At 73.3% G+C, this 16,108-nt stretch carries 12 protein-coding genes; 10 read left to right on the top strand and 2 right to left on the bottom strand.

Annotation, left to right across the window (positions count from 1 at the left end; translation table 11 throughout):
• Positions 1-279: 279 nt before the first annotated feature.
• Together ACQRUO_RS21050 and ACQRUO_RS21045 are read right to left on the bottom strand one after the other, a co-directional pair.
• Complete coding sequence (locus tag ACQRUO_RS21050; RefSeq protein WP_428317545.1) at positions 280-1,104, bottom strand: putative hydro-lyase; 825 nt, start codon at positions 1,102-1,104, stop codon at positions 280-282.
• Positions 1,105-1,370: 266 nt separating this feature from the next.
• A complete protein-coding gene (locus tag ACQRUO_RS21045) occupies positions 1,371-2,429 on the bottom strand; it encodes a helix-turn-helix transcriptional regulator (RefSeq protein ID WP_428317544.1) in 1,059 nt (352 codons plus the stop codon).
• Positions 2,430-2,562: 133 nt separating this feature from the next.
• Here ACQRUO_RS21045 and ACQRUO_RS21040 point away from each other — a divergent pair, with 133 nt between their 5' ends.
• The 10 genes from ACQRUO_RS21040 (at position 2,563) to ACQRUO_RS20995 (ending at position 16,087) form a co-directional block, all read left to right on the top strand.
• On the top strand, positions 2,563-2,895 hold the full coding sequence (locus tag ACQRUO_RS21040; RefSeq protein WP_428317543.1) for a hypothetical protein: 333 nt from the start codon (positions 2,563-2,565) through the stop codon (positions 2,893-2,895).
• A 35-nt stretch (positions 2,896-2,930) separates the two neighbouring features.
• On the top strand, positions 2,931-3,434 hold the full coding sequence (locus ACQRUO_RS21035; RefSeq protein WP_428317542.1) for a hypothetical protein: 504 nt from the start codon (positions 2,931-2,933) through the stop codon (positions 3,432-3,434).
• Between the two features lie 71 nt (positions 3,435-3,505).
• Complete coding sequence (locus tag ACQRUO_RS21030) at positions 3,506-5,953, top strand: ATP-binding protein (RefSeq protein WP_428317541.1); 2,448 nt, start codon at positions 3,506-3,508, stop codon at positions 5,951-5,953.
• A 482-nt stretch (positions 5,954-6,435) separates the two neighbouring features.
• Positions 6,436-7,065 (top strand): response regulator transcription factor, encoded by a 630-nt coding sequence (locus ACQRUO_RS21025; protein WP_428317540.1) that lies wholly within the window; start codon positions 6,436-6,438, stop codon positions 7,063-7,065.
• Between the two features lie 313 nt (positions 7,066-7,378).
• Positions 7,379-9,022 (top strand): condensation domain-containing protein, encoded by a 1,644-nt coding sequence (locus tag ACQRUO_RS21020; RefSeq protein WP_428317539.1) that lies wholly within the window; start codon positions 7,379-7,381, stop codon positions 9,020-9,022.
• A gap of 642 nt (positions 9,023-9,664) precedes the next feature.
• Positions 9,665-11,935: a peptidase domain-containing ABC transporter gene (locus ACQRUO_RS21015; protein ID WP_428317538.1), complete on the top strand. Its 2,271-nt coding sequence runs from the start codon at positions 9,665-9,667 to the stop codon at positions 11,933-11,935.
• Positions 11,928-13,415, top strand: a complete 1,488-nt coding sequence (locus tag ACQRUO_RS21010; RefSeq protein WP_428317537.1) for a class I adenylate-forming enzyme family protein — start codon at positions 11,928-11,930, stop codon at positions 13,413-13,415. The genes ACQRUO_RS21015 and ACQRUO_RS21010 overlap by 8 nt, the downstream gene beginning before the upstream one ends.
• A complete protein-coding gene (locus ACQRUO_RS21005) occupies positions 13,405-14,646 on the top strand; it encodes a hypothetical protein (RefSeq protein ID WP_428317536.1) in 1,242 nt (413 codons plus the stop codon). The genes ACQRUO_RS21010 and ACQRUO_RS21005 overlap by 11 nt, the downstream gene beginning before the upstream one ends.
• Complete coding sequence (locus ACQRUO_RS21000) at positions 14,640-15,812, top strand: NAD(P)-dependent malic enzyme (protein ID WP_428317535.1); 1,173 nt, start codon at positions 14,640-14,642, stop codon at positions 15,810-15,812. Before ACQRUO_RS21005 ends, ACQRUO_RS21000 begins: the two co-directional genes overlap by 7 nt.
• Positions 15,813-15,835: 23 nt before the next feature.
• Entirely contained in the window at positions 15,836-16,087 is a 252-nt protein-coding gene (locus ACQRUO_RS20995; protein WP_428317534.1) for an acyl carrier protein, read from the top strand.
• Positions 16,088-16,108 lie beyond the last annotated feature (21 nt).

The following is a 16,108-nucleotide window of genomic DNA, read 5'->3' as shown; positions in this document are numbered from 1 at the left end:
GGCGGCGCGGTGCTGCGCGCGGCGGCCGAGGGCGACGGTGGCGGTGGCGCCGGCCGCGGTGACCGCGAGCAGCCCGAGGCCGGCCAGCACCGCAGTCACGACGCGCGGCAGCCGGCGGCCGGGCTCCGGCGCTGGCTCTGGCTCTGGCTCTGGCTCTGGCTCTGGTTCGGACGCGGGCACGGGCACGGACGGCACGGACTCGGACAACGGACTCCCCCCAGGAGCGGACCCAAGAAGTATGAGAGACCGTCAGTGCTCCGACCAACCCGGCACTTTCCGCTACGGCAACAGGTAGTCGCTGTCCCGCGCGTCGGTGACGAACATCCGACCCGGCGCGTGCGTGATCGCGAACGGCGGCCGCGACCCGATCACCGCCTGCTGCGCCGTCACCCCGCACGCCCAGAAGACCGGCACCTCGCCGTCCCCGATCGTCACCGGGTCCCCGTGGTCCGGCCGGGACAGGTCGGCGATCCCCAGTTCCTCCGGCGCCCCCACCTGCACCGGAGCCCCGTGCATCGCCGGCATCCGGGCGGTGACCGCGACCGCGGTGTCCACCAGCTCGGCCGGGATCGGGCGCATCGAGACCACCAGCGACCCGCGTACCCGCCCCGCCGGCGTGCACGCCCGGTCGGTCACGTACATCGCGACGTTCCGCCCCTGCTCGACGTGGCGCAGCGGCACGCCCGCCGCCAGCAACGGCCCCTCGAAGCTGAAGCTGCACCCGATCAGGAAGGTGACCAGGTCGCCGCCGCGCACCTCGGGCAGCTCGGCGATCTCGGCCCGCTCCGCCGGCCCGAGCGGCTCGCCGTCGACCCAGACCCGGTACGCCCCCAGATCGGTGCGCAGGTCCGCCCCCGGAGCCAGCCGGCTGCGCCAGCTGCCCGGCGCGGTCTCCTCCAGGACCGGGCAGGGCCGCGGGTTGCGCTCGGCGAAGAGCCGGAACTCCGCGGCCCAGTCCCGGGGCACCGAGAGCAGGTTGGCCTGGGTGAACCCGAGCGCCACCCCGGCCGTGGGCACGTTCAGTCCGGCCCGGAAGGCCCGCCGGGCCTGCTCGGGCGTCCACCCGGCGCGCTCGCCGGCCCGCAGCTCCGTCACCCGGACCAGTCTCCTCGGCCCAGCCCGGCGGCGCCAGGCCCCGTACTCGGCCGCCGGCTCGAGCCCGCCCGCGACGTCGTCCACGGTGATCGGCTCCTTGGCGAGCGGCACCGGATGCCGGAGGTTCGGCGAGCAGAACCTGATTCCCGTGCACGACGTTTCGGACGGGGAGGGGCATTTCCGGATTCGGCCGGCCGCTCGGGGAATTCCTCGGCCCGGAAATCGGTACGTGCGCGTGAATGCACACCTCCGTCCGGTTCGACCGGGCCGGCCCGCTACTCGGGCTCCAGGGCGTTGACCAGCCCCTGGCGCTCGGCCAGGACGCCCGCCTGGAAGCGGCTCTGGGCGCCGAGCCGGGTCAGCAGCTTCGCCACGTGGGCGCGGCAGGTCCTGGTCGACATGCCGAGGCGCCGCGCGATGACGTCGTCCTTGACGCCGGCCGCGAGCAGCACGGCGATGGCCTCCTCGATGGAGCTGGAGACCACCCGGGCGGCAGCCGGACTGGTGTCGTACGGGATCGCCTGGTCCCATTCGTGTTCGAAGGTCCGGGCGAGGAACGCCACCAGGGACGGCTCGCGGACCATCATGGCGCCGCCGGCGGCGAGCCGGGCGGGGACGAAGGCGGTCGTGCGGTCGACGATGACCAGCTGGCCGGGCACCTCGGGCCGGGTCCTGATCTCCGCGCCGGCCGCCAGGATCACGTCGGCGTACGAGCGGGTCGGCATGTCGAACCGGGTGGGGTGCTGGTAGATGCTCCGCAGCCGCACGCCGCGGTGCAGCATGTCCAGGTCGCGGGGCAACGACTCCATCAGGGCCGCTTCCGGGTGCCCGCCGCCCGGCTGGACCGCCAGCACCTCCTCCGCGGCCCCGCCGACCACGGAGGTCAGGGCCGCCCGGACCGCGTGCATGTCCTCCAGGACCTGCACCGCGCCGTCCACGCCGCCGCCCTGGGCCATGTACACCGGGCCGAGCGAGGCCAGTTCGGCCCTGAGCCCGGCCAGCGCCGCCTGCCGGCGCTGCAGCTCGGCCTCCTCCGCCTTCAACCGGGCCTCCTCGGGCCCGGTCAGCCGCGCCGCGGCGGCGTCCGGGCCGACCGCGGTCAGCCGGCCCGGCTCGCCCCCGGGCCGCGGGGCCAGCAGGCACAGTTCCACCAGCCACTGCACCGAGCGCCGGCAGCGGTCCTCCGGCAGACCGAGGGCGCGGGCCAACGGAACCGGGTCGTCGGCGTCCAGCCGGCCGTGCCTGACGACCCACTCGTACACCTGCCGCGCGTCGTCGTCGAGGGCCGTCACCTGCCCCGCGACCTCGGATGATTCCGAATTGACCCAGTTCATCCACCCCTCCTCAGTCACTTGTCATCTTTATGCTCCCCCATCCCCCTGGTGCTGCCGCCGCGCCCCCAGGAGGATCGAGAAATAGAACGGGTTCGTACCGAACCGATCGCCGACCACGTTGTCAGGAGAACTCATGAAGGCACGCCGATTCGTCCGCGCTCTCGGTCTGGCGCTCGCGCTGGCGGCCGGAACCGCGACGCTGGCGGGCCTGCCGGCCGCCGCGCAGCGCTCGGGCGGGCCGGCGACCACGGTGCAGGCCAACACCAGCTGGGGCTGGCCCGTCTGCGTGGGGACCAAGCTCCCGCTCGATGCCTGCAAGCGCACCTCGCCGTTCCCCACCGGCGCGCCCACCACCCCGCACACCACCGTGCCCACCACCCCGCACACCACCGCGCACACCCACCCGGGCACGCACCGTGCGCCGCAGCCCACCCCGGGCGCGGCTTCGGCCGGCGTCCAGGCCTGAGCGGGTCACGGACGGCGGGCCCGCCCGTGTACTCGATGGATCCGGCACCCGACAGCCCCCCGACGCCCGGGCTCGGCGACGACGCCGTCACCTTCTACCGCTGGGCCAGGCGACAGGGCCGCTTCGACGGGACCGACGCGCGGCGGGCGAGCAGCGAGACCGGCCTGAGTGCGGACGGCTGCCGCGAGGCGATCAGGATCCTGCGGTGGTGCGGGTTGCTGCACGCCGCGGGCGGGCCGGACCTGGTGGCCGCGCAGCCGCCGACCGCCTCGGCCGCGCTGGTTCGCGCGCAGGCCGAACTCGACCGACTTGCGGACGAGTTGAGGCACAGCAGGCAGCGAGTCGAACAGGTCAGGGCGGTGCTGCGGTCGGTTGCTCCACCGCGCGGGCCCGGCGACTTCGACGGGGCCCGGGAGCTGCCGCCGCGGCCGCCGGCCACCCCCTCCTGCCGGCCCTGCCCCGACCGGCCCCGACGCAGCGTCATGTCCAGCCCGCCCCGCACCGATCGGTCTTCCTCGTGCCCCGACACGCCACCCTGATGCCCCAGTGCGCGGCGCCCGCTTCGGCCCTGAGCAGCGGGAACGGACCGGCAGTTCCCGGGGAGGCGCAGGTGTCGGTCGGGGAGCGGATCAGGCAGCTGCGGACCGGGCGCGGCTGGTCGCTGTCCCGGCTCGCGGAGCTGCTCCACTACAGCAAGAGCTACCTGAGCCGGATCGAGAACGGCACCCGAGCGGTCTCGCCGGAGTTCGCCGAGCTCTGCGACCGGGTGCTGGGCGCCGACGGCGAGCTGGTCCGACTGGCCGCGGGCGCAGCGGAGCCCCTCCGGTCCACGGAGCCACCGAGACGCTCAGCGGCACCGGCCCGGTCCGAGTCGGCGGACCTCACCGCGGTGGACCCACCCGGGCGGGAGCGGGCGTTCCGCGCGCGACCCGTCCCTGCGCAGCTGCCGGCCACGGGCGAGATGTGGGGGCGCGAGCGGGAACTGGCCCGGATCGAGGCGCTGGTCGCGCGGCAGAGCGGCCCGGCCGTGGTCGCGGTCGACGGGATGGGCGGCGCGGGCAAGACCACCTTCGCCGTCTGGCTGGCGCGGCGGCTGAGCCCGTCCTACCCCGGCGGACTGCTCTTCGCCGACCTCTGCACCAACAGTCCTGCGGTGCCCGGTGACGTGGCGACCGGACTGCTGCGCACACTGGGCGTGGCACCGGAGGACCTGGCCGGTGAGCCGGCCGAGCGCGCCGCCCTGCTGCGCAGCCTGCTGGCGGAGCGCCGGGTGGTCGTGGTGCTCGACGACGCGGACTCCGCCGCCCAGGTCGCGCCGTTGCTGCCGGGCACCGGCCGCAGCCTGGTCCTGGTCACCAGCAGGCGGCGGCTGACGGCGCTGAGCGTGCGGCACGGTGCGCTGCGGGTGACCCTGGAGCCGCTGGCCGCCGACGCGGCGCTGCACCTGCTGCGCCGCGCGCTCGACCGGCGGGCCGAGTTCGGCGGGCCGGGTTCCCGCGATGACGTCCCCGCCGCCGATCGCTCCGCCACCACGACGGCCGGTGCCGCCACCGGTACCGTGCTCGACTCGCTGCTGGCCGAGGTCGCGCGCCGCTGCGCCTACCTGCCGCTGGCGCTGCGGATCGCGGCCGAGCGGCTGACCGAGGAGGGACCGGCCTTCGCCGCCTCGCTGACGACCCCGCCGACCCGGGTGCCCGGGCCCGCCAGCTCGCGGCTGGACGCGCTGGCGGTGCCGGGCGACGCCGAGACCGCGGTGCGGTCCGTCTTCGCCTGGTCCTACCGGGCACTCAGCGGTGAACTGGCCCGTGCGTTCCGGCTGTTGGCCCTGCACCCCGGCGCCGTGGCCGGGGTGGGAGCCGTCGCCGCGCTGTGGGGGGTACCGCCGGAGGCTGCCGCCCGGCTGCTCGGCGAGCTGCACGCCGCCAGCCTGGTGGTCGAGGTCGCGCCGGGCCGGTACCGGATGCACGACCTGTTGCGGGAGTACGCGCGGGAGCGGGCCCGCAGCGAGGAACCGGAGACGCTGGCGACCTGCGCCGACCGGGTCCTGGCCTGGTACCTGCACGCGGCCGAGGCGGCGACGGACCAGCTGCTGGGCCCGGCCCGCCACCGCCTGCCGATCGGACCGCTGCCCGAGGGCTGCCGGCCGCCGCGGTTCGCCGCCACCGCCGACGCCCTGGCGTGGTGCGAGAGCGAGCGGGTGAACCTGCTGGCCTGCGTGCGGGCCGCGCGGGACGACGGCAGCCCGGTGGCCTGGCAACTGCCTTACGTGCTCTGGGGCTTCCTGTTCCTGCGGCACCACCATCACGACCAGCTGGCGGCCGGTCAGCTCGCCGCCGAGGGCGCGGCCGGGCACGGGCCGCAGGCCGCGGCGTGCGCCGAACTGGTGCTGGCCTGTGCCCACGCCGGGCTGCGGCAGCATCCGGTGGCGGACCGGCACTACCGGCGGGGGATCGAGTGCTTCGGGGACGGCGGGGACGCCGCGGGTGAAGCCGGTGTCCGGCTCGGGTACGCCATGTCCTGCATGCGCCAGGGCCGGGGCGCCGAGGCGGCCGAGCAGGTGGAGCGGGCCATGGCGCTCTTCGCCGCCGCCGGGAGCGACTGGGGCACGGCGCTCGCGCTGAGCACGCTGGGCGAGGCGCGCCTCGCCCTGGGCCGCCCTGGCGAGGCGCTCGGGCCACTGGTCCGCGCGCGCGAACTGCACCGCGCCGGCGGCTCCTTGTGGTTGGAGGCGGCTGCCTGGACGCTGAGCGGCAGCGCCCACCGGGGGCTGGGCGAACACGCGCGTGCCGAGGACTGCTACCGGCGGGCGCTCGAGCTGCACGGCCGCACCGGCATGCGGGCCGGCGCCGCGCACGCGCTGCACCAGCTCGGGCTCTGCCTGAGCGTCGACGGGCGGGCGCGGCAGGCTCGGCGGGCCTGGCTGCGGTCGTGGGCGCTCTACGACGAGCTGGGGGACCCGCGCGAAGCGGACCTCAGAGCCTGCCTGGCCGGCCTCGCGCCCTGCCGCACCGCCGCCCCGGCACCCGGGCGGCGCGGCACGTCGTCGCCGCGCCCCTGACGCGAGCGTGCCAGGCCGGCCTGCGGCCTGCGTATGGTCGCGGTAACCCGACGCGGTGACCCGACGTCACCGACCCCTCGCCCCCACGGCGGGGGTCGCCGTCGCACGGATCCATCCTGCTCCGCCCGCACCCGCGGCGCCAGGGCCGGACGGGCCGCGGTGCGGGCAGCACCGGCCGCCCGTCCGCTCGTTCCGGCTGCCCCATCGGGCAGCCGCGTCCGAGCCCGCCGGCGCTGCTGCCCGTCCGGCCGCTGCCGGTCCGCCTCCTGTCACCCGGGGTGTTGCCCGCCGCCCGGCCTGGTTGCCCGCGTGATGGGCAACGGGCAACGCCTTGTCCGTCGGCGGGCGGATGCCGGAGGCTGGCGGTGGAGAACGGCGAGCCCTCCGCGCAACCGGCCGGGGCCGAGAGGCGGGCACCACACCTGGCTGCAGGCCGGCACCCACCCGCCTGCCCGCCCCCTACCACCACCGGAGGCCACCCCATGTCCGTGCAGCGCATCGCCGTCCGCATCCAGGCCGAGGACCCCATCTCGCGGTTGGGCGTCGCCGCCCAGCTGCAGACCCGGCCCGAACTGCGGCTGGTGGAAGCCGGCGAGGCCGACCACGCGGACGCCGTGCTGGTGGTCGCGGACAGTCTGGACCAGGGGGTCGTCGCCCAGTTGCGTGACCTGCAGCGGACCCTCACCTCGGCGCTGGTCGTGGTGGTGTCGGCGCTGGACGACGCCGCGATGGCAGCCGCCGTGGAGTGCGGGGTGGTCGGCCTGGTCCGCCGGTCCGAGGCGACCGCCGACCAACTCGTCCGCACGCTGGGTGCGGCCGTCCGCGGTGAGGCTGCGATCCCGGCCGACCTGCTGGGCCGGCTGCTCCAGCAGATGAGCCGGCTGCAGCGCCAGATCCTGGACCCGCGCGGCCGGTCGTTCTCCGGCCTGCACCAGCGCGAGATCGACGTGCTGAAGCTGGTCGCGGAGGGCCATGACACCCGCGAGATCGCGGCCCGACTCGCCTACTCCGAGCGCACGGTGAAGAACGTGCTGCAGGACGTCACCAGTCGCCTCCAGCTGCGCAACCGCACGCACGCGGTCGTCTACGCGATGCGGCAGGGCCTGATCTGAGGCGACTGCCCGGCGAGCCGCCGGGAGTTCCCGGGAACCCGGGGAGAACGCGGTGCCCTTAAGCGCAGAGTTTCGGGTTTCATCTGCTCCTTCGTACGTTGACCACCCGTGAACGGGCATGGGAAGGTCGAGAAATCGAAGCGGAAGAACTTCCGCGAACAGATCCGGGTGCGTGCTGACTGCCCGAAAGGGCAGGGGATTTACCCGGAATGCTCTGTCGGTGCCCCGGGCACGATGGTTCGATTGCATCAGGAACAACCGGTCGGCCGGTCGCCGACTTCTCTCACTGCGCCTTCTATCATTCCGGAGTACCATGAGTCGTACGTTCCCCCTCACCGAGGGGCAGTACAATCACTGGTTTGCCGCACGGAACCATCCGGGCGCCCGGAATCCGGTCTACCTCCAGCACCGCATTTCCGGCGAGTTGGACGTCTCCCGGTTCATCGCCGCCCTGAAGGGCTGCGTGACGGATCACGAGGCGCTTCGCCTGGGAGTCGCCACGGGGGCCGACGGTGAACCGGCGCAATGGGTCAGGGAAGTCCCCGAGGGGGAGGATCTGATCGATTGCCGGCAGGTGGCGAGCAAGGACGAGGAGCAGTTCGGCCGCTATGCGCGGAACGTGCTCATGGCAGACCTGCGGAACGACTGGAACCTCGCTGAGGAACCTCCCTTCCGATTCCACCTGCTCAGACACTCCGAGTCGGTTCACGCGTTCCTCGCCACCTTCTCGCACGTGGTGGTCGACGGTACGGGCCGCGCGGTGTTCGCCCGCGACCTGTGGCGGCGCTACCGGGAGCTGGAGGCCGGGAACGAGCCGGTCGTGGGCGGGCCCGTCAGCTTCGAATCCGTTGTCCGGGAGCGCCTGAGGGCCGCCCGGGAGCGGTCGGACCCATCCCGTGACAGCTTCTGGGAGTCGCGGGCGGCCGCTGCGCCGCCCACGTTCCAGGCGATCGGGCGGGTGGGGTCGGACGATGGCGGTCCATCCTGCGTGCTCCGGAGGTCGAACTGGCGGGGAGCCGATCTGGCGGCTCTGCGTGATCGCGCACGGGCGGCCGGAGTGACCGAGTTCCAGTGGATCCTGGCCGCGTTCGCGGCCGCGCTCTTCGAGTTCACCGAGCAGGACCTGGTGAGACTCAGCATCCCGGTGGACACCCGCCGGTGGGCCGAGCGCGGCGTCGTCGGGATGTTCATGGTGCCGCTGCCCCTGGTCCTGGAACGCCCGGCCGCACCGGGCGACCTGGTGCGCCAGGTCAAACGGGACCTGTTGGCCGTGGTCGCGCACCGGGACCTGTCCGTCGAGGCGTTCGCTGCGCTCCGCCGGATCTCCCGTGAGCGCTGGGGCACCCACCGGGCCTGCAGCGTCTCGGTCAACCATCTCGGCGGCCGGCAGCTCGAGGAGGACCTGCGGACGCCCTCGGTACTGGTGCAGACCGGGCCGTACTGGCCCGAGTTCGCCCACGAGACCGACGGCGTGAGCCTTCAGGTGCGCTGCGACCGGGACGAGACGGCGCTGCGCCTGGTCTTCCTCGAATCGATATTCTCGGAATCCGGTTCGGAAGAGTTCCTGGATATTCTTCGGGCCAGGACATACGATGTGGACGTCTTCCAGTCGAGGAAAGTCGGAGAAGGAAATCCGACATCTCGTGAAGACGACCACAGGAGGGACTCCCTGAAGGATTCTTCAGGCCGGTCCGTGGTCTCCGTCGATGTCGCCGAAATCGCCGCCGGGCTGGCCAAGGTTCCCGGAGTGGCGGCGGTCGATGTCGAAGTCGAAAATCATCGCGACGGCGGTACGGCCTTGCGCGCGACCGTGCGCGCGGCCGTCGGCACCGATGTCGATGACCTGCATGCCAGGCTGCGCGCAGCCGTACCGGATACGCCGGACCTCGTCATCCCCGGGGATGTCGTCGTGGTCCGCGATCCCACCTGGACGTCCGTCGGCCGAACGCCGTCCTGATCCTCGGATCGGGACGCGGCGAAAGCCCACGGCGACACCACAAGAATCGCATGAGGGGAGGGGGTGTTTTTTCATGGAGAAGATCAACTTCGTCAACGTCGACATCTGCGAGCTGTCGGACGCCGACCTCGACGACATCGTCGGTGGCCTGGGCGCGGTTTCCGCCCGCGCGAAGGTGGACTAATTCCGGTCCACACGGATCCACGGGGACGACGCCCTGAGGGGCGTCCCACTCCCCCCGAGCACATGGCGGAAGGAGGTGTTTTTCATGGAGAAGATCAACTTCGTCAACGTCGACATCTGCGAGCTGTCGGACGCCGACCTCGACGACATCGTCGGTGGCCTGGGCGCGGTTTCCGCCCGCGCGAAGGTGGACTAATTCCGGTCCGCACGGATCCACGGGGAGGACGCCCTGAGGGGCGTCCCACTCCCCCGAGGTCGAGCGGGAGCCAGCCGCCGGAACATCGCCGTCGGCTGGCTCCCGACTTGTCTGTGACACACACACGCACGTGATCGAGTCAGCGGCACGCCGGTGCCCCCACCGGCGACGCATGGGGAATGGTACGGATGAGCGGATCGGACGAGCGACAGCTGCCGCGAGACGGATTCGCGGAACGGGACCGACGGTTCCGTCGCGAAGCTTTGGAGAAGCGGTCGACCTCGCGGGAGTACGGGCCGCTGGTCGTCACACGTGCTCGCATCCGCCCTGCGCGACAGGTCCGGAGCGAGGGTTCCGAGCGGCGTTCCGCCGCATCCCGGACGTCGCGTCACGCGAACCGGCGGGTCCCGGTCCGGATCCAGTCGCAGATGACGGACTGCGGCGTGGCGTGCCTGTCCATGGTGCTCGCCTTCCACGGCGTCGAGATCGGGATCGAGCAGCTGCGGCAGGAGACCTCGACCGGCCGGGACGGAGCCTCGGCCCGGACGCTGCTGGAGACGGCCCGGCGCCACGGCCTGTCCGGGCGCGGTGTGCGTGCCACGATCGACGGCCTCGCCGAGCTGCCGCCCGCCAGCATCCTGTTCTGGAACTTCAACCACTTCGTGGTGCTGGAGCGGGTCTCGCACGGCTGGGTCTACCTCGTCGATCCCTCGTTCGGACGCCGCCGGGTGGACCTCGAGACCGCGGCGAAGGCGTTCACCGGCGTCGTGCTGGAGTTCCAGGCGCCGCTGGTCCAGGACCGGCCGGCGGACACCGCGTCGGAGGTCCGGAAGCCGACGAGCCCGTGGCGATACCTGCGCCACTTCCTCCCCCGGGCGGGGAGTTGGGGCACGCTGACCGCGACGTCGCTGGCGTTGCTGCTGTTCAACTTCGTCGTCCCGCTCGCCTCCGCCTACCTGGTGAGTCACGCGAAGGTCGGCGGCTCACTGGGCGGGCTGCCGTTCGCGGCCGCGAGCGCGGCCGTGCTGGTGCTCGTCTTCTTCGGGCTTCAGGCCGCCCGAGGGCTGGCGATCCAGTCCTTGCAGGCGCTGGCCGACAAGCAGGTGACACTCGGCATCCTCCAGCACCTGCTGTCGCTGCCCTACGACTTCTTCGTCACCCGCAACAGCGGGGACCTGGCGCTGCGTGTGCGGACCACCGCCATCACCCGCCAGGTCCTGACGAACACGACCTTGTCGGCCGCCTTCGACGGCGTGCTGGTCCTCGGCTACTCCGTGCTGCTGCCGCTGGTCGATCCCGAACTGGCCTTGCTGGTCTTCCTCCTGGCCGTCCTTCAGATCACCGTGCTGGTGACGTCCTGGCGGCGACAGCGGTACCTCTCGGTGGACGCCCTGGAGAGCCAGGCGCAGGCCGAGGGCGAGCTGGTCGAACTGCTGGACGGGGTCGCCACCCTCAAGGCCGCCGGCCTGGACCAACTGGCCGGCGAGCGCTGGTCGAACGTGCTCGCCGACGAGATCAACGCCCGTGGCCGGTCCCGCCGGTGGGCGGTGCTGAGCGGGGCGCTGAGCATGAGCATCCAGTTCGTCGCCCCGGTGCTCGTGCTGCTGCTCGGCGCGGTGCGCGTGTCACAGGGTTCGGCCTCGCTGGGCACCGTGGTCGGGTTCGTCTCGCTGTCCATGGGCATGCTGGTGCCGCTGGCGAGCATCGTCCAGAACGGTCTTCAGGTGGCCGGCCTGTACGCGCCGCTGGCGCGGCTGAGCGACATCCTGGACGCCGCGCCGGAGCGCTCCCCGCACGACGTCCTGGTGGCCGGGGACGCCGGCGGCGCCGTCGAGTTCGAGGCCGTCGGGTTCGGCTACCCCGGCGGTGCGCGGCCGGTGCTGAAGAACGTGGACCTCGCGATCGCCCCCGGATCCTTCACCGTCGTGCTCGGCCGCACCGGCTCGGGCAAGTCGACGCTGGCCGCGATGGCCGCCGGGCTCCACCTCCCGACCGAAGGCGACGTCCGGCTGAACGGCGTCCCGATGGGACGGCTCGACCGGCCGCTGCTCCGGCGTTCCATCTCCTTCGTCAACCAGGACACGCGGCTGTTCGCCGGTTCCATCCGCGACAACATCGGCATGGGCGAGGCGGACGTGACCGACGAGCAGATCAGGGAAGCGGCCGTCAGCGCCTGCATCCACGAAGAGGTCATGGCGATGCCGATGGGCTACGAGACCATCCTCGGGCCGAACGGCGCGGGCATCTCGGGCGGCCAGCGGCAACGCGTCGCGCTCGCCCGCGCCCTGGTCCGCGACCCGGACCTGCTGATTCTGGACGAGGCCACGAGCGCCGTGGACCGGGAGACCGAAGAGCAGATCTTCGCGGCTCTCTCCCGGCACGGCCGCACCCTGGTCGCCGTGGCGCACCGCCTGGCGGCGGCGCGGGACGCGGACCTGATCGTGGTCGTCGAGAACGGCGAAGCCACCAGCTACCGGTCGGCCGAGGACCTGTCGGCGGGCCCCGCTGAACACCGGAGGCTGTTCGATGTCTGACCCGAAGAACGGGAGCGCGCACGCCATCCTGCGCGCCCTGGAGAACGCGGCCGGGCTGCGTCCACAGGGCTGGGCGGTCCGCGATCCGGCCCACGCCCTGACGTACCCCGAACTGCTGGAGTCGGTGCGCGGCGACGCCGCCGGGTTGCGGGCCGCCGGAGTGCGGCGCGGCGACCTGGCGATGCTCGAGTCGACGCACGACACGGCCTATCTCACCGCCTACTTCGCCGCGCTGTCGCTCGGTGCCAACGTGCTGCCGTACGACCCGGCGATGGGCTCGGCGGAGATCGACCGGGAGATGGCCCGCTACGGAGTCGGCGTTCGGCTCGTCCCGCACGTCGCGGGCACCGAGGTGGTGCGTCGGCAGCCCGACTCCGGGGAGGTGCCATCGCCATCGCTGTCGCCATCGCCGTCGCCGTCGCCGTGCGCGGAACTCACCTCCGGCGGCCTGGTCCTGCTCTCCACCAGCGGGACCGGTGGTCTGCCCAAGCGCGCAGTGCACAGTCCCGACCGTCTGGTGCGGAACGCGGCCGCGCACGCGTCGTCGGTCGGTCTCCACCGGGACGACTCGACTCTTCTCGTCCTCTCGCCGGCGTTCGGGTACTGCCACACCAGCCAGATCCTCGCCCACCTGCTGGTGGGCGGGCGCCTGGTCTTCCCGCCCCGGCCCGCGATGCCGTTCGACCTGGTCGCCGCGATGCGGACCGGGGAGTGCACGAACACGACGATGGTCCCGCACCTGCTGGGCGACGCGGTGGTTCGTGCCCTCGCCGGCGTGCCCACGCTCCGCCAGGTGGCGCTGGGCGGTTCGGCCGTCACCCCGGAGTTCCTGCGGCGGGTGACCGCCGGCCTGCCGGACGTGGAGGTGCTCCAGACCTGGGGCATGACCGAGTGCGGCCCGCGGCTGACGACGTGGCGGAGCACGCGCGACCCGCTGACCCCGGGCTGCGTGGGCCGCCCGATCGACGGGGTGGGCGTCGGGACCCGGGCCGCCGCCGGGCCGGCCGGCTCGGCCGAGGACCCGGTCGAGCTGTACGCGCACACCCCGTACGCCATGCTCGGCTACCTCTCCGGTTCCGCGTCGGAGTCCGACGTCCTCGTGGCGCCCGGGGTGATCCGGACCGGTGACCTCGGCCGGGTGGACGAGGACGGCCTCGTCCACGTCCGGGGCCGCCTCAAGAACCTCATCGACGTCGCCGGCAAGAAGGTCTCGGCCGAGGAGCTGGAGCAGGTCGTCGGCGCGGTCGCCGGCGTCGCGGCGGTCCGGGTCCTCGGCCGCGACGACCCCCGGCGGGGGCAACGGCCGGTGGCCCTGGTGGTGGCCGGGCGCGACGACGTGCCGGTGACCGCGGAACAGATCCACGAAGCCGTGCGCACCCAGCTGGCCCCGCACAAGTGGCTGCAGGACGTGGTGTTCGTCGACCGGTTGGAGCGGACCGTGAACGGCAAGATCGGAAGGACCGAGCGTCATGGGCGCTGAACCGTCGGGCACGGCCGGCCGCGTCGATCAGGAGGTCGAGGCACTCGTCCGGCACGCGCTGAAGGAGGTTCCGCACTACCGGGAGGCGTACCCCGGCGGAGCCTCGGCGCTGAGCGACCTCGAGGTGCTCGGCAAGGCGAGCGTCCGAGGACGGGAGTCGGCGTTCCTGGCCGACGGACACGTCCCGTCGGACCTGCTGTTCGTCGAGACCAGCGGGACGACCGGGACCCCGCTGCGCCGCTACTACCGGTCCGTGGAAGGCACGCGGGTGGCCATGCCGCTGTGGAAGGCCCGCCGCTGGTACGGCGTCACCTCGCCGCGGATGCCGGCCTGCCGGTTCAGCAGCGACGAGAACGACGAAGGCCGTGCCGTGGTCCGGGGAAGCGTCCTCAGCCTGAGCGTCCGCGACCTGTCCGACGCGGCGTTCCAGGAGTACCACGACGCGCTGCACCGGCATCGGCCGGTGTGGTTCCAGGTCGTTCCGAGCGTGGCCGGGCTGTTCGGCCGTTGGCTGACCGAGCGCGGGCTCACCGGCCCAGACAGTCTCCGCCTCGTCGAGCTGAACAGCGAGCCGACGCTGCCCGGCGACCGGTCCGCCATCCGGGCGGCGTTCCCGAGCGCTCGGCTCGCCGACCACTACGGCTCGAAGGAGACCTGGTGCGTCGCCTACGCGTGTCCGCAGGGTGTCCGCCACGTCATGACGGAGAACCTGACGGTCGAAGTGCTGACCGACGACGGCCCGGCGGCCCACGGCACCGGTGCCCTGATCGTCACCAACCACCGGTTCCGGACCATGCCGCTGCTCCGGTACGACCTGGGCGACCGGGTGACGGTGCGCGCCGCGGAGTGCGGTTGTGGTCGGTCCGGCCCGGCGATCGACGTCGTCGAGGGGCGGATCGCCGAGTACGCGCTCGGGGACGGTGGCGAGCCGGTCTACCAGACCTTCTTCGACATCGGCGTGCGCCGGGCCCTCAAGGCGTGGCCGGGCTCCATCGCCCGCTACCAGTTCCGGCAGACCGGGGCGGAGCTGACCGCGGTGATCGAGCCGGGCCGGGCCTGGACCCCCGAGGCCGGCCGGGTGCTGGCCGAGTACCTGAAGCCGACCTTCTTCGCCAGCGAGGTCTCGGTCCTGCTCGGGGATGTCGTCCACCCGCCGGGGCGCAAGTTCCGAAGCGTCGTCAGCCAGGGACCGGACCGGCCCGGGGACGCGCGCCGGCGCTCGGCATGCTGAACGCCGGCCCGTCCGCGCCCCCCGAGCTCTGCGCACCGCGGGTGCTGGAGGCCTACGAGCACGGCCTCATCGGGACGGCGGTACGACGTTCGCCCCTGGTCGCATCCGACCTCGCCGCCTGGTCCACGCCGGCAACGGCCCTGGTGAGTTCGGCGATCCAGCGGGACCCGCGGCTGTTCGAGCAGTACACCTGGGCCCCGCGCCTGGTCGCCGTCGTCAGTGACGGCTCGGCCGTGCTGGGTCTGGGGGACGTCGGACCGCGCGCCGGCCTGCCGGTCCTGGAGGTGAAGTGCGCCTTCTTCAAGAGGATCGCCGACCTGGACGCGATCCCCCTGGTCTTCTCCGACCGGCGGATCGACGCGATCGTGGCGGCACTGGCGGCGCTGCGGCCCTCGTTCGGGGCCGTGAGCATCGAGGACGTGGCCGCGCCGGGCTGTTTCGAGCTCGAGCAGCGGCTGCGCGACACGCTCGACTGCCCGGTCATGCACAACGACCAGCACGGCACCGCGGTGGCCGTGGTGGCGGCCCTGCGCAACGCGGCGCTGCTCACCGGCCGCGAGTTCGCCGCGATGCGCGTGGTGATCCTCGGCGCCGGCGCGGCCGGTATCGCGACGGCGCGGCTGCTGGCGACGGCGGGCCTGCCCGACCTGACCCTGGTGGACACGCGCGGTGTCGTGGGCGCCCGACGCCGGGACCTCAATGCCGCCAAACGCGAGGCCATCACGTACACGAACCCGCGTGGCCTGACCGGCGGCCTCGAAGAGGCGCTGCGAGGCGCGGACGCCCTGGTCGGGCTGTCGCGGGCCACGGTGGCCGGGACCCTGCTGGCCGGCATGCGACCCCAGCCGATCATCCTGTCGCTGGCCAACCCGGTTCCCGAGGTCCTGCCGGCGGCGGCCGCCTCGGTGGGGGCCGTCTACGCCACCGGCCGGGCCACCGCCCCGAACTGCGTCACCAACCTGCTGACCGTCCCCGGCATCTTCCACGGGGCCCTGGCGGCCGGGGCGGCGCAGATCACCCCCGAGATGCTGCTCGCCGCGGTCGACGGACTGGTCCGGGCCTCGCTCCCGACGCTCGACGCCGACCACCTGGTGCCCGACGTCCTCGACCCGGCGGTCTTCGCCTGCATCAGCGCGGCCGTCGCGGCGGCGGCCCCCGTCCCATGAACCGAACGGAGAGAACACAGCCCATGGCCACACCCACCGCGATCGACGAGTTGATCGGCCGGTTCGCCCGGAATCCGGTGCGGGGCACCGCGCCGACGGAGTTCGCCGACGGCCAGGCGCTGGTCGCCGACCTCGGGTTCGACTCCCTGGACCTGGTCGAGTTCCTGGCTCAGATCGAGGCGACCTGGGGGTTCACCATCCCGGACGAGGACTTCACGTTGGAGACCTTCGCGACCGTCGGCGCGGTCCGCGCCTATGTCAACGCTCGAATCTGACCGGCCGCTTCGGCAAGCGGC

The organism is Kitasatospora sp. LaBMicrA B282, from assembly GCF_050325825.1.
Taxonomy (GTDB): Bacteria; Actinomycetota; Actinomycetes; order Streptomycetales; family Streptomycetaceae; genus Kitasatospora.
This window is presented reverse-complemented; position numbering and strand designations above follow the sequence as displayed.